Source organism: Rudaea sp. (genome assembly GCF_036560865.1).
Classification (GTDB): domain Bacteria; phylum Pseudomonadota; class Gammaproteobacteria; order Xanthomonadales; family Rhodanobacteraceae; genus Rudaea.
In genome coordinates this window covers 14,218-31,419 of the sequence record NZ_DATBQK010000131.1, presented here as the reverse complement: position 1 = coordinate 31,419, position 17,202 = coordinate 14,218, and the positions used below count along the sequence as shown (strand labels likewise).

Here is a 17,202-nt window from a genome sequence, read left to right as displayed (position 1 = left end):
AGCGTCCAGACGCGATGCGTGCTCCTCGTCATAGGCAGCGCAGATGCCCCTCGCTTAGCGCGTTACTGGATACCGCGCACCGGCAACTCGATCCGCTCGCCCGGATCGTGATCCAGGCGCACATGGAAGTTCTGGCCCTGATAGGCGTAGACCACGTCATACAGCGCCACGCCGTCCCTGCCCGGTGTCACCGTATGGCAGCGCTGCACGACGCGGGTGACGGTGTCGTTATCCTGATGGTCTTCCTGGATCTTCTTGCCGACGAAGCCGCCGCCGACTGCACCGCCGACCGTCGCAATACCGCGACCGCTACCATGGCCAATTTTGCTGCCAATCAGACCGCCGGCAATCGCGCCGATCACCGTGCCGGCGACTTGATGACGGTCCTCCGGCCGGCGTCGTTCGGTTACGGTCTGCGGTGTGCAGACACGCTGCGGTTGAGAAAGCGCCTGCACGCTGACCACGCGCGCGAATTGACCCTCGTCGAGCGGCTGCGCCGAGGCAAGCTGTGTGAAGGCAGTCGTGGTCGAGTTGGCGCCTGTCGTTGCCGAGGACGCAGGGGCAGACGCGACCGGCGTCTGCGCCGAATTCGCCGGTGCTGTGGCCGGCGCTGATGCACCGGTCAATTCAGCCACCGACATTGACGCAGGCGCTGGTTGCGTGGAAGCCGGCGCCTGTTCGGCGGCGGGCTGACCATTGGCCGCTGCCGCCGGTGGCGCGGTGCCGGACGACTGTTGACCGCAAGCGCTCAGCAACATGGCGGCGACGAGTGCCGCAGGCTTCGCTACATGGGACGACACGGAAAAATTGAATACGGACATGACAGACTCCTCGCGGCCTCCGATCACGATACTAATCAGCGCGCGTGTATGAAAGCTGAAGCCCGTTCGCGAGAAAAACATGTCTCCCGCAGGTGCTTGCCTTATGGGATCGCCGCGTGCGCGCCGGGCATTCGGTACTGCCTCTGGCGGACAATGTTGTCGTGCACGCGCTGCTGCCATTGCGGCGAGGCGCGGAAAATCTGCATGGTGTTGTCTGCTGCGACCGGCGGCGATTTTCTCTCCGCCGCAACGGCAGCCACAGTCGCCAGCGAAACCGCGGGCGCGTCGAAGATATCGGTGCGATTGCCCAAGTTGCCGTTGTTGGTTTGCGCGAACATCGGAATAAACGTCGTGCCGCTGCTCAGCAAAGCCTGATAGTCGCCGAGAAAATAACCCGCCGCGCCGGCCGTCGCCGAGACCGGCGCAATGGCGAGATCGAACGGCCCCGCGACCTGATTTTCCTGCCACGTCGCCGTGTCCATCGAACGCGCCAGCCAGTAATCGGTGAGCAAGGTGTTGGCGTCGGATGTATTCGCGCGGAAATCGTAATAGGTCACACCGACCATGCCGTCGGCACGCACGTGCACGATTGGAGTGAACGCAGGCACCGCCGCATTGCTGTTGACGCGGACCGGCGCCGACCAGGTGAATCCGCCATCGGTGGAGTGCGACAACGCAATCGCATCGCGCGCGCCACTGCTGAAACGCGAATCCTGCCAGACCACGAACAAGCTGCCGCCGGCACCGACCGCGATCGCCGGCACCAGCGAACTGTCGCGCACCGGCTGGCCGGTATCGGGATCGCGCGTGCCCACCGCGAGGTTGTCGGCAATTTTCACCTCGCTCGACCATGTGACGCCGTTGTCGGTCGAACGTATCACCGCCAGGGACGAGGTAAAGTTGTTGTTCGCGCCGCCGCGGATGTCGACGAAAAACACGACCAGCGTGCCGTTCGGCAGAGCTACGAGAACATTGCTGATCGTCTGATTGTTCACCCCTGGATCGAAGATCGGCTTGGCCGTTTCCCAGGTCGTGCCGTCGTCGGTGCTGCGCGCGAAATAGCTCGGGCCGGTGTTGAGCAGCGTCAGGCGATCCCAGACCGCGTAAACGAAATGCGGCGTCACCGGATCGGCGGTGATCGCAACCTTGTCGTTGAAGAAATTGTCGACGTCGCGGATCAGCGTCGCGGTCGGGCTCCATGTTGCGCCGCCATCGGTTGAGCGGCTGGCCACGACCGCACTGACCGAGCCCGCGGTCAGCACAGCGCCACTGAAGGTCAGCGAGGCGACATAGGCGATACCTGTCGGCGACATCGAAATCCAGGCATTGCTGGCGCGTGGGTAGTCGCCGCCGTTGGCCGCTGTGCCGCCGGCGCAGCGCGTGAACGGCAATGCGTGTTGCGTCCACGTCGTGCCGCCGTCGTGCGACGCGCCGACGATGATCCCGCGCGATCCGCCGCTCGACCAGCGATCCTCCTGCCACGACGCGACCAGGTTTCTCGCATCGGTCGGATTGATCGCCAGCGAAGGCTCGACTTCCGCGTTCGGATACAGCGTGCCGACCGTCGCCACGCCGTCGCAATTCGCGACGAATGGCGATGCGGCCGAGGCGAGATGGAGCGGATCGAACGGTGGAGGCGGCGGAGGTGGTGGTGGTGGAGGCGGCGCCGGCGCGGGCGTCATTGCCGGACTGTTCGACGAACCACCGCCGCAGCCTGCCAGCGCGAGTGCGATGCCACCCAGGATCAATCCAGCCGCAGCCGTTGCGGTACGCATCGCAGATTCCTTCTCCCAGAACGAGTGGAGCGCTACCAGACTAGCTCAACCACGATGACTTTCGTAGTGCCGGGATTCCCGAAGAGCGCCGTGTCGCAGACTGGGCGCCTAGCCAAGGCGCGCCAGCAGAGCCTTGAAGCGTGCGTTGTCCCGCAGCGGCACCAGATCGCTGTCGTTCTCGATCCATGCGCGATCGCCCCAGCCGAGTTTGGCGGCTTGCTCGAGCAGATCCATCGCGCGCTCATGCTCGCCGACTTGCGCAAACGTACAGGCCACGTTGTAGAGCACATTGGGCTCGTCCTGCCCCGCCGACAGTGCCTGGTTGGCCCACTCGATCGCTTTGTCTTTCTCGCCCAGATTCGCAAAACTGACCGCGCCCAGGTAGCGCGCACGCGCATCGTCCGGGTTCATCTGCAAGTGTTGCTGGATCAGTTGCAGCGCGCGTTGCTGCGCATCGCCTTCATCGCCCTTGCGATCCATCGCGCTATACGACATCGACAGATAAAGCAGCGGCTCGTAATCCGCCGGATTGACTTCGGAGGCCTGCACAAACAATTTTGCCGCCTTCTCAAAATTGCCGCGTGACAGGCAATAGCGTGCGTAGAACAAATACGCCTCGAACAAATTCGGATTGAGCGCTATCGCGGTTTCGAAGTGCCGCTCGGCTTCGGTGCTCTTGACGTCGATCGACTGCGCGAGTCCCTTGGAGGCGTGCGCTTCGGCCAGTTCGGGATCGAGTTGCACGGCGCGTTCGCTGGCCTCCCTGGCTTTGGTCACCATTGCCACGCTGGCGTCCACATAGCGATACATGAACGAATATGTGTCGGCCAGGCCCGCCCAGGCGAGGGCATATTTCGGATCCAGCTCGATCGCTCGTTCGTACATGCCGATCGCGTGATTGAAATTGCGCCGGCTGTTGCCGTAGAAATACTTGCGCCCACGCAGGTAAAAATCGTAGGCCTGCGCATTGGACGTGGCGACGTACTGGATCGCGCGGCGCTCCTTCGGGCTCAGCGTGACCTGCAGGGCCTCGACGATGCTCTTGGCGATGTCGTCCTGGATCGCAAACACGTCCTTCATCTCGCGGTCGTAGGTTTCCGACCACAGGTGCGAATCGGATTGGGTGTCGATCAACTGCGCGGTGATGCGCACGCGGCCGCCGGCGCGGCGCACGCTGCCTTCGAGGATCGTGCCGACGTCGAGTTTGGCGGCGACCATCGGGATGTCGATCTCCTTGCCCTTGAAGAAAAACGACGAGGTGCGCGACGAGACTTTCAGCTGCGGCAGCTTGGTCAGCAGATTGAGTATTTCCTCGGAGATGCCATCGCTGAAATACTCGTTGTCGACATCGCCGCTCATGTTGACGAACGGCAGTACGGCGATCGTGCGGCGGCCTTCTTCGTCGGTGACGGGCTGCGCTGCCGCGACCCTGGTTTTCTTCGCCGCCGCCACCGGCGCAGTGCGCTCCACGCCGTGCGGACCGATATCGAACATCCAGCCCATGACGACGGCGATCGGAAAACCCAGCGCAATCAGCACGATCACCAGCTTGACCGACCAGTCCGGCAGGTTCAGCGGCGGCAGCACGGTGGACGCTACTTCAATGATGACCCAGCCAACGATGGCGTACACGACCGCAACACGAATTACGCGGCGACGGCGCAACTCGCCCCAGAGGCTGTGAAACGGCGAGTCGCTGCCCTGCCCGCTCATTGGCGATCTCGCAGAAATCCGGACGCGAGGCCGCTGAGGCTGCCCTCGCGATTGGAGTGTACGGTCAAGGCCACATCCCCTATGCCGCTGAACTTGCCAGCCGATTGAGTGTACTACACCGCTTCAGGCATGGTGCGGCACGGCAGCGGCGACAGAGGCCGGTGCCGGAGCAAGGGCGTGGTTTCGACCCACAAGACCCGCACGCCGGCACCAGCCGGCCCCGGGTCATCCTTGCAGGGCGGCTTCCTCGCGTCCCTGCTGGCGAATCATCGCTTCCTTGCGCGCCTCCTCGATGGACAGCATCACCGCGTGCACGTCGCCGCTGCGCTCGTCGAAAACGAAGTTGCCGGTCAGCTTCGAGTCCGGTTGCAGCTCGCCCTTCTCGTAGATCGCCCACATTTCCTCGCCGTAGTGCGTATGCGCAAGTTCGGGTGCGAAGCGCGCGAGGCTGTCGCGCAGGTTGTGTACATCGCGCAGCAGCATGCTGCGTGCCGCGTTGTTGCCGCTGGCGCTGACCACTTGCGGCAGATCGATAATCACCGGGCCATCCTGCGCGACCAGCACATTGTATTCGGACAGGTCGCCATGGATCAGTCCAAGGCAGAGCATGCGCACCACATCGCGCATCAGCCGCGCATGCAACGAACGCGCGTGTTCGGGTACGAGTTCCACTTCACCCAGACGCGGCGCGGGCTGCCCATGCTCATCGACGACCAGGGCCATCAGCAGCACGCCGTGAAAATAGCCGCGCGGATGCGGCACCTGCACGCCGGCTTCGGCCAGACGATAGAGCGCGTCGACCTCAGCGTTCTTCCACTCGGCTTCCTGCTCGCGGCGGCCGAATTTCGTCGCCTTGGCGATCGCGCGCGCCTGACGGCTGCCGCGAAACTTGCGGCCTTCCTGATACTGCACGCGCGCCTGGAAACTGCGCTGAGCCATGTCCTTGTAGACCTTTGCGCAAAGCACCTCGTTACCGGCACGCACTATGTAGACGGAAGCTTCCTTGCCGCTCTTGAGTGGCCGCAGCACCGCGTCGATCACGCCATCGTCGATCAGCGGCTGCAGGCCTTTGGGGATTTTCATCGAATCGGAAATTGCCTGGAGAGTGTGAGAGGCATTATCGTCGATTGGCGGCTTTTCCGTTGCATCGCCTGATTGATTTGCGAACCGCGCAGCATTGCGCAGTTCCTCCGTCGCGGTTCTCCTCCTGCAATCCCGGGTATATTTCGCGCTTCACATTGAGAGGACTCGCGATGCGCAAGCGCTGGATTGTCACCCTCACCTCTTCTGCACTCGCGGCAATCGTCGCGGGCGCGTCTGCGGCTGAACCTGCTGCACCGCCAGCGAGCGCACCGGAGATGCCCGCATGGGTTGCGCAAAGCAACACCGATGCACAGCCGTTGCTCAAGACCATTGCGGATTTTCATCCGGAATTCGCCTCGCGGGTCGGTCTGTCCGGCTACGATGACAAGGTGATCGACCGGAAACCCGGTGTGGATGCGCGCGAACGCGCTGCCCTCGGTGCCGCGCGCACACAACTGCAGAAGAAGCTCGCCACCGCGACCGACGCGAATGTGCGTCAGGATCTCGCGATCATGATCAAGGCGGCGGACCGGCGTATCGAATCGAGTCGACTGGAGGAAAAATATCTGCTGCCCTATGACGACATCGGCGAGACGATCTTCCAGGGCGAATTCGCCCTGCTGCAGGATCAGGTCGTGCCCGAGCGCCGCGCGCTCGCGCTCAATCGCCTGCAATGCTATGTCGGCATGGCCCCGGGCTGCACACCCCTGACCAAACAGGCCGAGGCGCTGTTCGAAAACAGAATGCGCGATATAAAGCTGCTTGGACCATACAAGGCCGAGGTCGAGCAGCATCTCGCCAACTCGGCACGCTACATCGACGGCGTGCGCAAGCTCTATACGAAGTACAAGATCGACGGCGCCGGTCCCTCATTGGACGCCTTGCAGAAACAACTCGAAGCGCACGATGCCTGGGTCAGAACCATCGTGCTCACCCATGCACGCACGGATTTTCGTCTGCCGCCGGAACTGTATGCGAACAATCTCAGGAATGTCGGCCTCGATATCAGTCCGCAGGAACTGATCAAGAAAGCCGAACTCGAATTCAAGGAAACCCAGGGGCAGATGCAAATGCTGGCGCCGGTCGTCGCCAAGGCCGAAGGCATCACGGCGGCGGATTACCGCGATGTGCTCAAGGCGCTGAAGAAGCAACAGCTCGATCGCGATTCGATCGAACCGTACTACCACGAGGTCATCGGCAAGATCGAGGCGATCATCCGCGAACATGGGCTGGTCAGCCTGCCACAGCGCGCGATGATCATGCGTCTTGCGTCGGAAGCCGAAAGCGCCTCGCAGCCGGCACCACATATGCAACCGCCGCCGCTGATCAACAACCACGGCGAGCGCGGCAGCTTCATTCTGCCGCTCGGCAATCCGCCCAACGGCAGCGGCAACAGCGAGGTCTACGACGACTTCACCTGCAAGGCCTGCGCGTGGACGCTGACCGCGCACGAAGGCCGGCCGGGCCACGAACTGCAGTTCGCCGGCATGGTCGAACACGGCGTGTCGCTGGCGCGCTCACTGTTCGCGCGCAACAGCGTCAATACCGAAGGCTGGGCGCTCTATTCCGAATTCATGATGCTGCCGTACGAGCCGCCCGCGGGACAGATGATTGCGCTGCAGATGCGCCTGCAACGCGCCGCGCGCGCGGTGCTCGATCCGTCGCTCAACCTCGGACTCATCACACCCGAACGCGCGCACGACGTGATGGTCAACGACGTCGGCCTGTCCGAGGCGCTGGCGCGCGAAGAACTCGACCGCTTCACGTTCCGCGCGCCCGGTCAGGCGACGGCGTATTTCTATGGCTATTCGCGGCTGCTCGAGCTGCGCATGCACACCGAGCTTGCGCTGGGCAGGAATTTCAACCTCGCGGCGCTCAACGACTTCATCCTGAGCCAGGGCGTGCTGCCACCGGATCAACTGGCCGAGGCGGTCGAGACGGGTTTCATCCGCGCGCAAGGCGCCAAGGAAGCGCACTGACAGTCGAGTTGAAGCGCGTGCGATAACGTGGGGAGATTTTTCTTGCGACGAGCACCAAGGAATTCGCGCGCACGTTCGCGCACTTACTTCTGCGGCTGCGTGATGGCCCTGCGGATCCGCGCCAAAGGCGCCTTGTCGTCGAAGGCAACCGTGCCATCGGGCTGAAGCTTGATGCCCAGCTCGCGCCAGAGTCCGTCGAGGTCCGGCGCGAACCGCGCTGTACCCATCTGTGCATACAGTTTGGCGAGTGCATGCCCGCCAACCGCCTTGTCGGCCACGGAAAGAACGCTTTCGATCGGCCAATCCAGCGTGTGATTGCCACCGGCGGCGAGCACGCCACGCATCGCATTCTGCAGGCCGAGGCGATTGCCGGATTGCTTGCGGATCTCCACGTCGGCGAGCAGACAGAACAGCGCGCCACCCCAGTAGGTGCTGGCCCAGGTCGGCGTATTGTCCAAGCCGTGATCGTCGGATTGCGGTATGCCTTTCGGCATGTCGCGCGCCATCGCTGCCCAGATCGACTCTTCGGTCAAATCGTGAGCCTGCACGCGCGCGATCGGCTCGACATACGTCGCCAACCCCTCGGAAAGCCAGTGCTGCCGCTCATCCACATCGGGTAGCGCGAGGTGCACCATTTCGTGCACGATCTTCCAATCGTCTTTCAAGTCTTCCTCAGTCGCCTGACTGCCCAGCACGAGGCGGATCGCGCCGCCGCGATAACCCCATGTGGTCCCACCGCGCACGCCGCGCCCGTCGACCGGCACGATCAAAATACGCGCGGAAGCGACCGGAAAGCGGCCGTAATAGTCAGACACCACGATAGCCGAATGCTCGACCCAGGCAAGCACGCGCTCATTGGACAGCGCAAGCTGACCCGGCGCGAAGCCGACTTGCAGCGTCGCACCACCTACCTTGATAGCGGTGTGCGGCATTCGATCGAATGCGTCATAGGGCATGTGCCCGCCGAGAAATTCCGCCGGCGGCTCCGCTACCGATGCAAGCGCTGGCAACAGCCCAACAACAAGCGCGGTAGCGCATCTCCAATGACGCTTCGATGGGTTCATCAATATCGCCGCCGTTGAGAATTCACTTCGTCCTGGGGAATCACCCAGTTATACCAAGATACCGCATGCCATGTTAGGTTGCTTTGTGCAGCTCGCTCTTCCACGTCAGAAAAGAAAATCGGAATGAAAATTCTTGTCACCGGCAGCAGCGGTCATTTGGGCGAGGCATTGATGCGGACGCTGCGCCACGCCGGACACGCGGCGATCGGCATCGATATTCTCGCCTCGGCGTTCACCAATGAAGTTGGTTCGATCGTCGATCGCGACTTCGTGCGCCGCTGCATGCCGAGTGTCGATGCCGTGCTGCATACGGCGACCTTGCACAAGCCGCATGTGGCGACGCATGCGCGCCAGGATTTTGTCGACGTCAACATCACCGGCACTTTAAATTTGCTCGAAGAAGCGGTGGCGGTTGGCACCGGCGCCTTCATTTTCACCAGCACCACCAGCACTTTCGGCGATGCGCTCAGGCCACCGGCCGATGCGCCAGCCGCTTGGGTTACCGAAGACGTGGTACCACTGCCAAAGAATATCTACGGCGTGACCAAACTTGCCGCCGAGAATCTGTGCGAACTGTTTCGACGCAAATTCGGATTGCCGTGCCTGGTGCTGCGCACTTCGCGCTTCTTTCCCGAAGAGGACGATGGCAAGGCAATCCGCGAGGCTTACGCCGATGCCAACGCCAAGGCGAATGAATTTCTGTATCGCCGCGTTGATGTCGCGGACGTCGTCGACGTACATCTGCTGGCCATCGAAAAAGCCGCTGCGATCGGTTTTCGCCGCTACATCATCAGCGCGACCACGCCGTTCACGCGCGATGATCTGTCTGCCTTGCGCGGCAATGCACCCGCCGTGGTTAAACGGCTATTCCCCACCTACGCAGACGAATACGCGCGCCGCGGTTGGCAAATGTTTCCCGATATTGAGCGCGTCTATGTCAACGAGCTCGCACGGGCCGAACTGGGCTGGCAGCCGCGAGTCGACTTCGCCTGCGTGCTCGAGCGCCTGCGCGCGGGCGAGGATTTTCGCAGCCCGCTCGCACAGGCGATCGGCTCAAAGGGCTATCACGAGGAAATCTTTGCCGAAGGCCCCTATCCGGTCGAATAGGCGCGTACTTGCCGCGGCGCTTATTTTTCCGGTGCGGCCGTATCGAGAAAATACGGCACCACTTCGCCGTTGAATTTCAGGGTGATTGGCCTGCCGCGACGATCCAGCGCACGCCCGACCGCCATGCGCACCCAGCCTTCGCTGACGCAGTATTCCTCGACCGTGGTTTTCTCCACTCCGTTGAAGCGGATACCGATACCCCGCGCCAGTGCCGCTTCATCATGGAACTTGCTTCTGGGATCGTTGGACAGGCGATCGGGAGGAGTGTCGGTCATGGGTGGAACTCGTCTGCGTGGCGCTAGGGCTGCAATCGTAGCCGGATTACGGACATGCGGCGAGCGTGGACTGCGCCTGCGCTGCGGCGGCAACCGCTAGCGCGATACAAAACCGAATTGCGCCAGCACCGGCTTCAGCGCCGCGATCCAGATCGCGTAGCCGGCTGGTGTCATGTGCAGACCGTCTTCGCGCAGGAGTTCCGGGCGCGGCTTGCCGTCGGGGTCGAGCATTTTCGACGCAACGTCAAGATAAATGACTTTTGCCTGTGTTTTCGCCCACGCCGCGATACCCTCGTTCGCCGCGCGCATCTGCGGCCACAATGCCGCGCGTGAAACGCTGGGCTTGATCGAGATGAAGACGATCGGCACCTGTGGCAGATCGCGGCGCACGCGCGCGACGAAGGCCTTGAAGTCGTCGATCGTCTGACTGGACGTGCGCTGCTCGGCAATGTCGTTGTCGCCCGCGTACAGCACGATCACGTTCGGCTGATACGGCGCGACGATACGCCCGACATAACGCGTCGAGTCGGCGATCCTCGAACCGCCGAAGCCGCGATTGATGGTCGGTATGCCGGGAAAGTCCTGCGCCAGCGTCGTCCACAATCGAATCGACGAACTGCCGACGAACAACACGCCATGCTGCGGCGGCGGATTTGCCGCATCGCCGGCGACCAGCGCGGCGATTTCCTTTTGCCAGGGATCGGCCGCGTCCTGGGCGAAGACAACACCCACACTCGCGAACGCCAACACGAGTCCGAGCAAGCCCAGGGAAAACGACCGTAATCGGTTGCTCATGACGAATGCGCCGGGGTAGACAAATCTGGAGATGACGGGTGCGACGGAGTTGGCAATTCAATGCGATAGAGGGACTTTGCAAAGTACATTATACGTGTATACTCGGTCGCACAGGGGATGCTTCGTCGACGGGGTATCCGTGCACATTGTCACTCGCGTTATCGCGTTCACGCGCAGCTATCAATTGGCGCGTCAGTTCGCCTTCATCGAACGCAGCATCCAGTCGTTGTCTCTGCCCTGCCGCCTGAAACTGGACTTGCTGGCCAAGAACGAAATATCCCGGTCCGAAAAATGCGAATTTCCGCATTTGTACGGCACACCGCCCGATCGGCGTTATGCCGCATGGGGTCAGGGATCCGAGACCGGCTACAGCCGCGCGCACTCGGAGAATGTCGAAGTACGTCTGGTCGGTATCGCGCTGTGGCTTGCGGTCGTGCTGCATGAGACACGCGACTCGCCCCAACCCGGCCTGCTGCAGCAGCACCGCAATGTGCTGCGCATGCTGCGCGAGTTGCATGAGTTGAAACAGCCAACGCCGCGCGGAAGCAGGGACCGGCTCTTGGCGGGCGCGGCCTGATTCGGCCAGGCACGCGCGGCGGCAGTGCTCACCGCAGCTGACTGTCCTTGCTGCCGCGGCGGTTGTAACCGCTGAACGCGGCCTGCTCCTTGTCGCGCGCTTCCTGGCAGGACACGCACAGGCGCACGCCCGGCACGGCCTTGCGCCGTGCTTCGGGAATCTTCGCGCCGCATTCCTCGCAACGCTTCAGACTCGGACCTTTCGGCGCCTGACTGCGCGCGCGCTTGATCGCGTCGTCGATCGTCGCGTCGATCTGGTCCTGTACCGCGCCGTCGTTGGCCCAACCGGTGGCCATGCTTGTCTCCGTAACTGCCTATCACCAAGCTTATACATGCGATGCGGCCGCGCAAATTAAAGGCCTGGCCCGTTCGAGCTACAAACTTCAGATATTTCACCATTATGCGAAGTGATCGTTAAGTCACCTGTCACACGAATTTTGGCGTAATCTCCCAAGTCCCTAGGCAGAACAGGAACGCCGTCATGGCCCTGTGGAAAGACCAAACCAAGCCCTCTTCCTCCGAGGCCACGAGTCCCGCGCGTTTCGATGTAGCGCCGATCGCCGAGCTCAAGCCGGATATCGTCACCCCGGCGGCGACAAGCATGCGTGCCCCGGCGCGCGACAAGGCGAGATCAGAATCGCTGATCGCGCCCGACATCGCGATCGAAGGCAAGATCGAAGGATCGGGTCACGTGCGTATCGCCGGCCGTTTCAAGGGCGACGTCAATGTGCGCGGCGATCTCACGATCGAGTCCGGTGCAACGGTGACCGGCAGCGTGCGCGCCGACAAGGTCATCATCGCCGGCGAGTTGATCGGCAACATCGAAGCGGCCTCGCACGTCGAACTGATGCAGAGCGGCGCATTGACCGGCGATCTGAAAGCCGGATCGCTCACCGTCGCGGCCGGTTCGCGCATGCGCGGCCAGGCCGAGTTCGGCTGGGACGAAAGCAGAATCGCGGACGGCATGCGGAAGGCGGCGAACGGCAACGGCGTGAGTCACGGCCTCACCACGTGACCGCACCGCGCACGGGTACGCCCGGCGCGACGCGCAGCTGTCCGCACTGCCGGGAAACGATCCTGGAGAGCGCGGCGGTCTGTCCGTCCTGCCGCCATCATCTGCGCTTCGAGCCGCTGGTGCCTGGCTCGGTGCCGGACACGGTCACACCACTGCGCGTCGAAGGCAACTTCCGCAATCCCGCCCAAGGCGGGACTTGGGAATACTCGATGGTGCTCACGATCCGCAACGAACGTGGTGAAGAGATCGCGCGCCGGCTGGTTGGCGTCGGCGCGATCCAACCCGAAGAACAACGAACATTTACCCTGAGCGTCGAAATGGTGCCGGCCAGCGACAAGAGCAAGCGCGGAACGCGGCATTGAGCTGATCCACGTCGTCTCTGACTGCGAAAAACCCTACAGGTCCGTCGTTTAAGACGCCGGCTGCAGTTGGACGGAGCGCGGCGCAAGTCCCATCGCTTTTCGATAACGCGCATACAACTCACCGACCTTGGCGACGTATTCCTGTGTCTCGACATATGGCGGCACGCCGCCGTATTGCGTGACCGCGCCGATGCCGGCGTTGTACGCTGCCGCGACCAGCATGTTGTCGCCGCCGTAACGGGCTTCGAGCGCCTGCAAGTATCGCGCACCGCCTATGATCGATTGCTTCGCCGAGAATGGATCCTTCACCGCGTAGTCGCTGATCACATCCGGCATCAACTGCATGACGCCTTTCGCACCCTTCGTCGACACTGCATCGGCGGCGTACGCACTCTCGGCATGTGCGATCGCGCGCAGGTAGGCCTCATCGACACCGGTCGCGCGCGCGGCGCTTTTGAACTCGCTGCGATACACGCCGAGCTGCGGCTTGCCGACCGCGCCAACGCCTACGTGTGCCGGCGAAGCCGCAGGCGTCGCGACGCTGAACTGCTGTACTTTTGTGGAGCCGGGCAGATTGCGCGTGCCATAGACGATGTGGCCGTCCTGTTCGCGTTGATACAAGGTGCCACTGAACACACCAATCGCGCCCCACAAATTCGGCAACGCGGCCGCATCGTCGTCCAGCGTTTTCGCGCTGCACTGCGAACCCGGCTCCGGCGCGGTCGCAAGACTGACCGTGCCATCGCGCAAGCAACGCCACACCGTGCGCGCCTGCGCGTCCACGCACACGCAGAGCAGGAGAATCGCGAGCAGGAAATGGCGCAGGTTCATTCTTATTCAGTCGGACTCATAAGCGCGCATAACGTACGCAACGGATAAGTTGGGCCGGGCGTGGCTGTTCTCAACCGCGGAGTTGGCCATACCCGCTGATGCCTCGGTATTATTTAACCGTCAGCGGCTCCGCGAATGGCTTGATCCCTAACGCAGCATCGATCTCGCTCGGGTAGTAAGCCTTGTCGCCCTTCACGACCAAGGCCACTTTGCGGATGTCGGAAATATTCTGCGTCGGATCGCCGTCGACCAGGATCAGATCGGCGCGCTTGCCCTGCATGATCACACCGCGATCGTCGAGCACGCGCGCGTACTTGGCGCCGTTGTACGTCGCCACCTGCAATACCTGCGCAGGCGTCAGGCCGGCCTGCACGTACAGTTCCAGTTCGCGCTGCAGCGTGAAGCCGGGCAGCGCATCGGTGCCGGCGACGAGCGGAATGCCGGCCTTGTACATGCGACCGGTGAACTCGATCATCTTCGCGTAGGATTTTTCGTGCAGCGCCGCTGCGGCGTCATCGGGAATCTTCATCGTGCCTTGGTAGAAGCCGCGGCGCACATCGGGCGGCATGTGGTCCGCCACCGCGGCGTAGGCCTGCGACAGCTCGCCGTCTTTCTGGCGGATGAAATCGAAGGTGGCCAAAGTCGGATCGATCACCGTCTTGTGCTGCACCAGAAACGCGATGAAATCCTGCACGGGCTTGCCGTCGAAATCCAGACCGGCCACCTTGTCGGCCGGCAACTGGAAGCGTTCGAGCGTGCGCGTGTCGGTCTTGTCGGTGACCAGGAAATTGAGCAGCACCTGGTTGATGTGCTGGATCTCGTCATAGCCGTCTTCCACCGCATCGTGTGCGCGCAGGAACACGGGAATGTGCCCGCTCACGCGCATGCCTTTGCTGTGTGCGTAGGCGGTCGTCTCCGGCAGGATCGCCTTCGGAAACGAGTTGTAGATCTTGATCTGCGGATAGTGATGCTCGTGATACCAGTCGATCGTGTGCTTGGCTTCGTCGAGGTTCTTGATCACGAAGCCGTTGCGCGCCGAGTCCGGACTTTCGCCTTCGATGAACCCGGCAGGTGTGATCCGCGGCGAGAACAAGGTGCCCGCCTCTTCCTGTGCGATCAGCTGTTGCAACGTGGCGTTGTCGTTGCCCATGTCGCGGATCGAGGTGATGCCGGCAGCCAGATGCAGGCCGCCATCCCAGGCACTGAAGTGGGCATGCATGTCGAACAGGCCGGGCAGCAGCACGCGCCCGCCCGCATCGATCACATGATCGGCCTTGCGCTTCTCGTCGCCCGCACTGCTGATCGCTATGATGCGGCCGTCCTGCAGCAGCAGATCGCTCGCCGCACCGAGCGTCGCCTTTTCGCTGTCGAACACGCGCGCATTGCGGATCAGCGTTCTGCCGGGCAGCGGATGCGCGAGACGCGTCTGCATCGCCAGAAGCAGCTCCTTCTCCGCCGCCTTCTGTTGTGTCTCCAGCTCGGCGCCGTTTTTCTCCCAGCCTTCTTCTAGCAGTTGGATGACGCCGGGGAAAATATACGCAAACATGCGCGGCGACTCGCCCGTGGTCGCCCAGACGAAGTTCGGCGTGAAGCCGATGCCGGTCAGCGCCAGCAACTGCACCTTGCGTGTTTCCTTTCCGTTGGACACTTCACTCTCGACCAGCTTGCGCGAGGTCAACGTGCCGCCCGGGATCAGCGGCAACTTGCCGTCGGAACGTTTGGCCAACGCCTCGATCGCGACCGAGAACGCCTCCGGCGTGCCGCCGAGCGGCGTATACAGCGCGGTGCCGAAGACTTCCTGCTCGCCCTTGTCGGACGTGGATTTCCACACTGCCTTGTCGCCCGTGCGCGTGAACGTTTCATTGATCAAAGCGCCGAACGTCGACTGGCCCTCGACGTGATAACTGGTGAACGTACCGTCCTTGGCGAGCTTGAATTCCTCCTTCTGCTCCGGCCCGCGGCCATTGTCCTTGAAGATGAATTCGACCTGCGTGGTGCCGTCTCCCGTACGCGTGACGTATTCATGGCCCGCCTTGGTCGTGCCTCCGTTGACCAGCGCGACGTAGCGCGTGGTTTCCGCCGCGTTCGCCGTACTACCGACGAACATGCACAATCCGAGAGTGAGAATGACTTTCATGTGTAGTCCCGTGATGAGGGTGGCGAGCTGAGAATACCTGCGACAACGCAGCCTGACGGATTTCACCGGTCAGGGCCTGTGGCGAGAGTCATGGGGTCCCAACGATCTGCCGAAAGAGTTCGGACCTGCATTCACTATTCAGCCGGGGTCTTACACCAGCTCTTTCGCCTTCGCCAAAAGCGCCTTCGAAGCCTGCGTTGCCCATGCGTCGGCGAGCAACACGCGCAGTTCAGGCTTGCCGATCTCCTTCAACCTCACCAGCACCGCGGGAAATCCGTCGTAGTGCGGTTCGTTGAAAAACTTTTGCGTATCCGCCATCAGCAGGATCTCCTTGGCGTCGAGATTCGCGACGCGCACCGCAAGCACCTCGGGATTTGCCACGCGCGGTTTGCGCGGATGGATGCGTTCCATCCACGCCCAGGCGAAGCCCTTGTACTTCTTGCCGTTGAGCACGGAGAACGCGAAGTGGCCCTCGCCTTCCTGCGTTTCAGGAAAAGACAGAGCGATCTTGCGAACATCGGATCGGGTCGCCATCGGTGCAGGATCCGTCAAAGGGTCATTTGCGCAATGAAGCCAAAACCGTCTTACTGTCCTGCCGCAGCCGCTGCCTTGGCGCGCACCGGCAGGCGCCAGCCGGGCCGCGCGAAGTGGCAGGTATACCCGGTCGGATAGTGCTGCAGATAATCCTGGTGCTCGGGTTCGGCTTCCCAGAAATCGCCGGCCGGTTCGACCTCAGTGGCGACCTTGCCGGGCCAAAGACCAGATGCGTCGACATCGGCGATAGTGTTTTCGGCGATGCGCTCCTGTTCGGGCGAGGTGCAGTAGATCGCCGAGCGGTAGCTCATGCCCAGATCATTGCCCTGCCGATTCTTCGTCGAAGGATCGTGGATCTGAAAGAAGAATTCCAGCAGCTGGCGGTAACTCATCTGCGCCGGATCGAAGACCACTTCGATCGCCTCGGCGTGTGTGCCGTGATTGCGATACGTGGCATTCTTGACGTCGCCGCCGGAATAGCCGACACGCGTCGAGATCACACCCTGCATGTTGCGAATCAGTTCCTGCACGCCCCAGAAGCAACCCCCCGCGAGAATTGCCCGTTCGCTAGTCATGCGATGTCCTCCACCTGGTCCAAGTACGCGCCGTAGCCTTGCGCCTCCATTTCCGCGCGAGACACGAAGCGCAGCGACGCGGAGTTGATGCAGTAACGCAAACCGCCGCGATCGCGCGGGCCGTCATCGAACACGTGGCCGAGATGACTGTCGCCGCCCGCCGATCGTACTTCCGTGCGAATCATGCCATGCGTCGAGTCCTTCAGCTCCTTGACTGTCGCATGGTCGATCGGCTTGGTGAAGCTCGGCCAGCCGCAGCCGGATTCGAATTTGTCGGAGGACGCGAACAGCGGCTCGCCAGAGACGATGTCGACATAGATGCCGGCTTCCTTGTTATCGAGCAGCGCGCCGGTACCCGGACGCTCCGTGGCGCTTTGCTGCGTCACGCGATACTGCTCAGGCGTCAGCGCCGCCACCGCCTCTGCGGTTTTTCTATACTGAGTCATGACTTCTCTCCTTGGAACGGCCAAGTCCGTAATAGGGCCGGATTAATTTTTTTCATTGCGATAAATCCCACACGCGGATCGTAGGCTGGGCTGACAAGCCCAGCGCTCACATGG

The 17,202-nt window shown here is 62.3% G+C and carries 18 protein-coding genes; 5 read left to right on the top strand and 13 right to left on the bottom strand.

Annotated features, from left to right (window positions below; translation table 11 throughout):
- Positions 1–62: 62 nt before the first annotated feature.
- From VIE67_RS12800 to VIE67_RS12785, 4 genes are all read right to left on the bottom strand, one after another.
- The gene (locus VIE67_RS12800) at positions 63–821 is read right to left on the bottom strand and encodes a glycine zipper 2TM domain-containing protein (RefSeq protein WP_332026824.1); all 759 of its coding nucleotides are present in this window, start codon (positions 819–821) and stop codon (positions 63–65) included.
- A gap of 101 nt (positions 822–922) precedes the next feature.
- The gene (locus VIE67_RS12795) at positions 923–2,596 is read right to left on the bottom strand and encodes a sialidase family protein (RefSeq protein ID WP_332026822.1); all 1,674 of its coding nucleotides are present in this window, start codon (positions 2,594–2,596) and stop codon (positions 923–925) included.
- Positions 2,597–2,704: 108 nt separating this feature from the next.
- On the bottom strand, positions 2,705–4,309 hold the full coding sequence (locus VIE67_RS12790; RefSeq protein ID WP_332026820.1) for a TPR end-of-group domain-containing protein: 1,605 nt from the start codon (positions 4,307–4,309) through the stop codon (positions 2,705–2,707).
- A gap of 225 nt (positions 4,310–4,534) precedes the next feature.
- Positions 4,535–5,392, bottom strand: a complete 858-nt coding sequence (locus VIE67_RS12785) for a PA4780 family RIO1-like protein kinase (RefSeq protein ID WP_332026818.1) — start codon at positions 5,390–5,392, stop codon at positions 4,535–4,537.
- A gap of 170 nt (positions 5,393–5,562) precedes the next feature.
- On the opposite strand from VIE67_RS12785, the gene VIE67_RS12780 reads away from it, so the two are divergent.
- Positions 5,563–7,371 carry a DUF885 domain-containing protein gene (locus VIE67_RS12780; protein ID WP_332026816.1) on the top strand — a complete coding sequence of 603 codons (1,809 nt, stop codon included), beginning with the start codon at positions 5,563–5,565 and terminating at the stop codon, positions 7,369–7,371.
- An 83-nt stretch (positions 7,372–7,454) separates the two neighbouring features.
- Here VIE67_RS12780 and VIE67_RS12775 read toward each other — a convergent pair whose 3' ends face one another.
- The gene (locus tag VIE67_RS12775; protein WP_332026814.1) at positions 7,455–8,303 is read right to left on the bottom strand and encodes a gluzincin family metallopeptidase; all 849 of its coding nucleotides are present in this window, start codon (positions 8,301–8,303) and stop codon (positions 7,455–7,457) included.
- A gap of 255 nt (positions 8,304–8,558) precedes the next feature.
- On the opposite strand from VIE67_RS12775, the gene VIE67_RS12770 reads away from it, so the two are divergent.
- A complete protein-coding gene (locus VIE67_RS12770) occupies positions 8,559–9,542 on the top strand; it encodes an NAD-dependent epimerase/dehydratase family protein (protein ID WP_332026812.1) in 984 nt (327 codons plus the stop codon).
- Positions 9,543–9,562: 20 nt separating this feature from the next.
- Here VIE67_RS12770 and VIE67_RS12765 read toward each other — a convergent pair whose 3' ends face one another.
- The gene (locus tag VIE67_RS12765) at positions 9,563–9,817 is read right to left on the bottom strand and encodes a DUF3297 family protein (protein ID WP_332026811.1); all 255 of its coding nucleotides are present in this window, start codon (positions 9,815–9,817) and stop codon (positions 9,563–9,565) included.
- A 96-nt stretch (positions 9,818–9,913) separates the two neighbouring features.
- Positions 9,914–10,612 (bottom strand): SGNH/GDSL hydrolase family protein, encoded by a 699-nt coding sequence (locus tag VIE67_RS12760; protein WP_332026809.1) that lies wholly within the window; start codon positions 10,610–10,612, stop codon positions 9,914–9,916.
- 139 nt (positions 10,613–10,751) lie between these two features.
- Here VIE67_RS12760 and VIE67_RS12755 point away from each other — a divergent pair, with 139 nt between their 5' ends.
- Entirely contained in the window at positions 10,752–11,189 is a 438-nt protein-coding gene (locus tag VIE67_RS12755; RefSeq protein WP_332026807.1) for a hypothetical protein, read from the top strand.
- A gap of 28 nt (positions 11,190–11,217) precedes the next feature.
- Here the strand turns inward: VIE67_RS12755 and VIE67_RS12750 are convergent, their stop codons facing one another.
- Positions 11,218–11,484, bottom strand: a complete 267-nt coding sequence (locus tag VIE67_RS12750) for a DksA/TraR family C4-type zinc finger protein (RefSeq protein WP_332026805.1) — start codon at positions 11,482–11,484, stop codon at positions 11,218–11,220.
- 185 nt (positions 11,485–11,669) lie between these two features.
- Here VIE67_RS12750 and VIE67_RS12745 point away from each other — a divergent pair, with 185 nt between their 5' ends.
- Together VIE67_RS12745 and VIE67_RS12740 are read left to right on the top strand one after the other, a co-directional pair.
- The gene (locus tag VIE67_RS12745; protein ID WP_332026803.1) at positions 11,670–12,203 is read left to right on the top strand and encodes a bactofilin family protein; all 534 of its coding nucleotides are present in this window, start codon (positions 11,670–11,672) and stop codon (positions 12,201–12,203) included.
- Positions 12,200–12,565, top strand: coding sequence for a hypothetical protein (locus VIE67_RS12740; RefSeq protein WP_332026801.1), 366 nt, complete (start codon positions 12,200–12,202; stop codon positions 12,563–12,565). The genes VIE67_RS12745 and VIE67_RS12740 overlap by 4 nt, the downstream gene beginning before the upstream one ends.
- A 48-nt stretch (positions 12,566–12,613) precedes the next feature.
- Here the strand turns inward: VIE67_RS12740 and VIE67_RS12735 are convergent, their stop codons facing one another.
- The 5 genes from VIE67_RS12735 to msrB all read right to left on the bottom strand — a co-directional run bounded on the left by VIE67_RS12735 (position 12,614) and on the right by msrB (position 17,088).
- Entirely contained in the window at positions 12,614–13,396 is a 783-nt protein-coding gene (locus VIE67_RS12735) for a lytic transglycosylase domain-containing protein (protein WP_332026799.1), read from the bottom strand.
- Between the two features lie 109 nt (positions 13,397–13,505).
- Complete coding sequence (locus tag VIE67_RS12730; RefSeq protein WP_332026797.1) at positions 13,506–15,533, bottom strand: amidohydrolase family protein; 2,028 nt, start codon at positions 15,531–15,533, stop codon at positions 13,506–13,508.
- 150 nt (positions 15,534–15,683) lie between these two features.
- On the bottom strand, positions 15,684–16,067 hold the full coding sequence (locus tag VIE67_RS12725) for a hypothetical protein (protein WP_332026795.1): 384 nt from the start codon (positions 16,065–16,067) through the stop codon (positions 15,684–15,686).
- A 50-nt stretch (positions 16,068–16,117) separates the two neighbouring features.
- Positions 16,118–16,642, bottom strand: a complete 525-nt coding sequence (msrA, locus tag VIE67_RS12720) for a peptide-methionine (S)-S-oxide reductase MsrA (RefSeq protein ID WP_332026793.1) — start codon at positions 16,640–16,642, stop codon at positions 16,118–16,120.
- Entirely contained in the window at positions 16,639–17,088 is a 450-nt protein-coding gene (msrB, locus tag VIE67_RS12715) for a peptide-methionine (R)-S-oxide reductase MsrB (protein WP_332026791.1), read from the bottom strand. The genes msrA and msrB overlap by 4 nt, the downstream gene beginning before the upstream one ends.
- Positions 17,089–17,202: the final 114 nt, after the last annotated feature.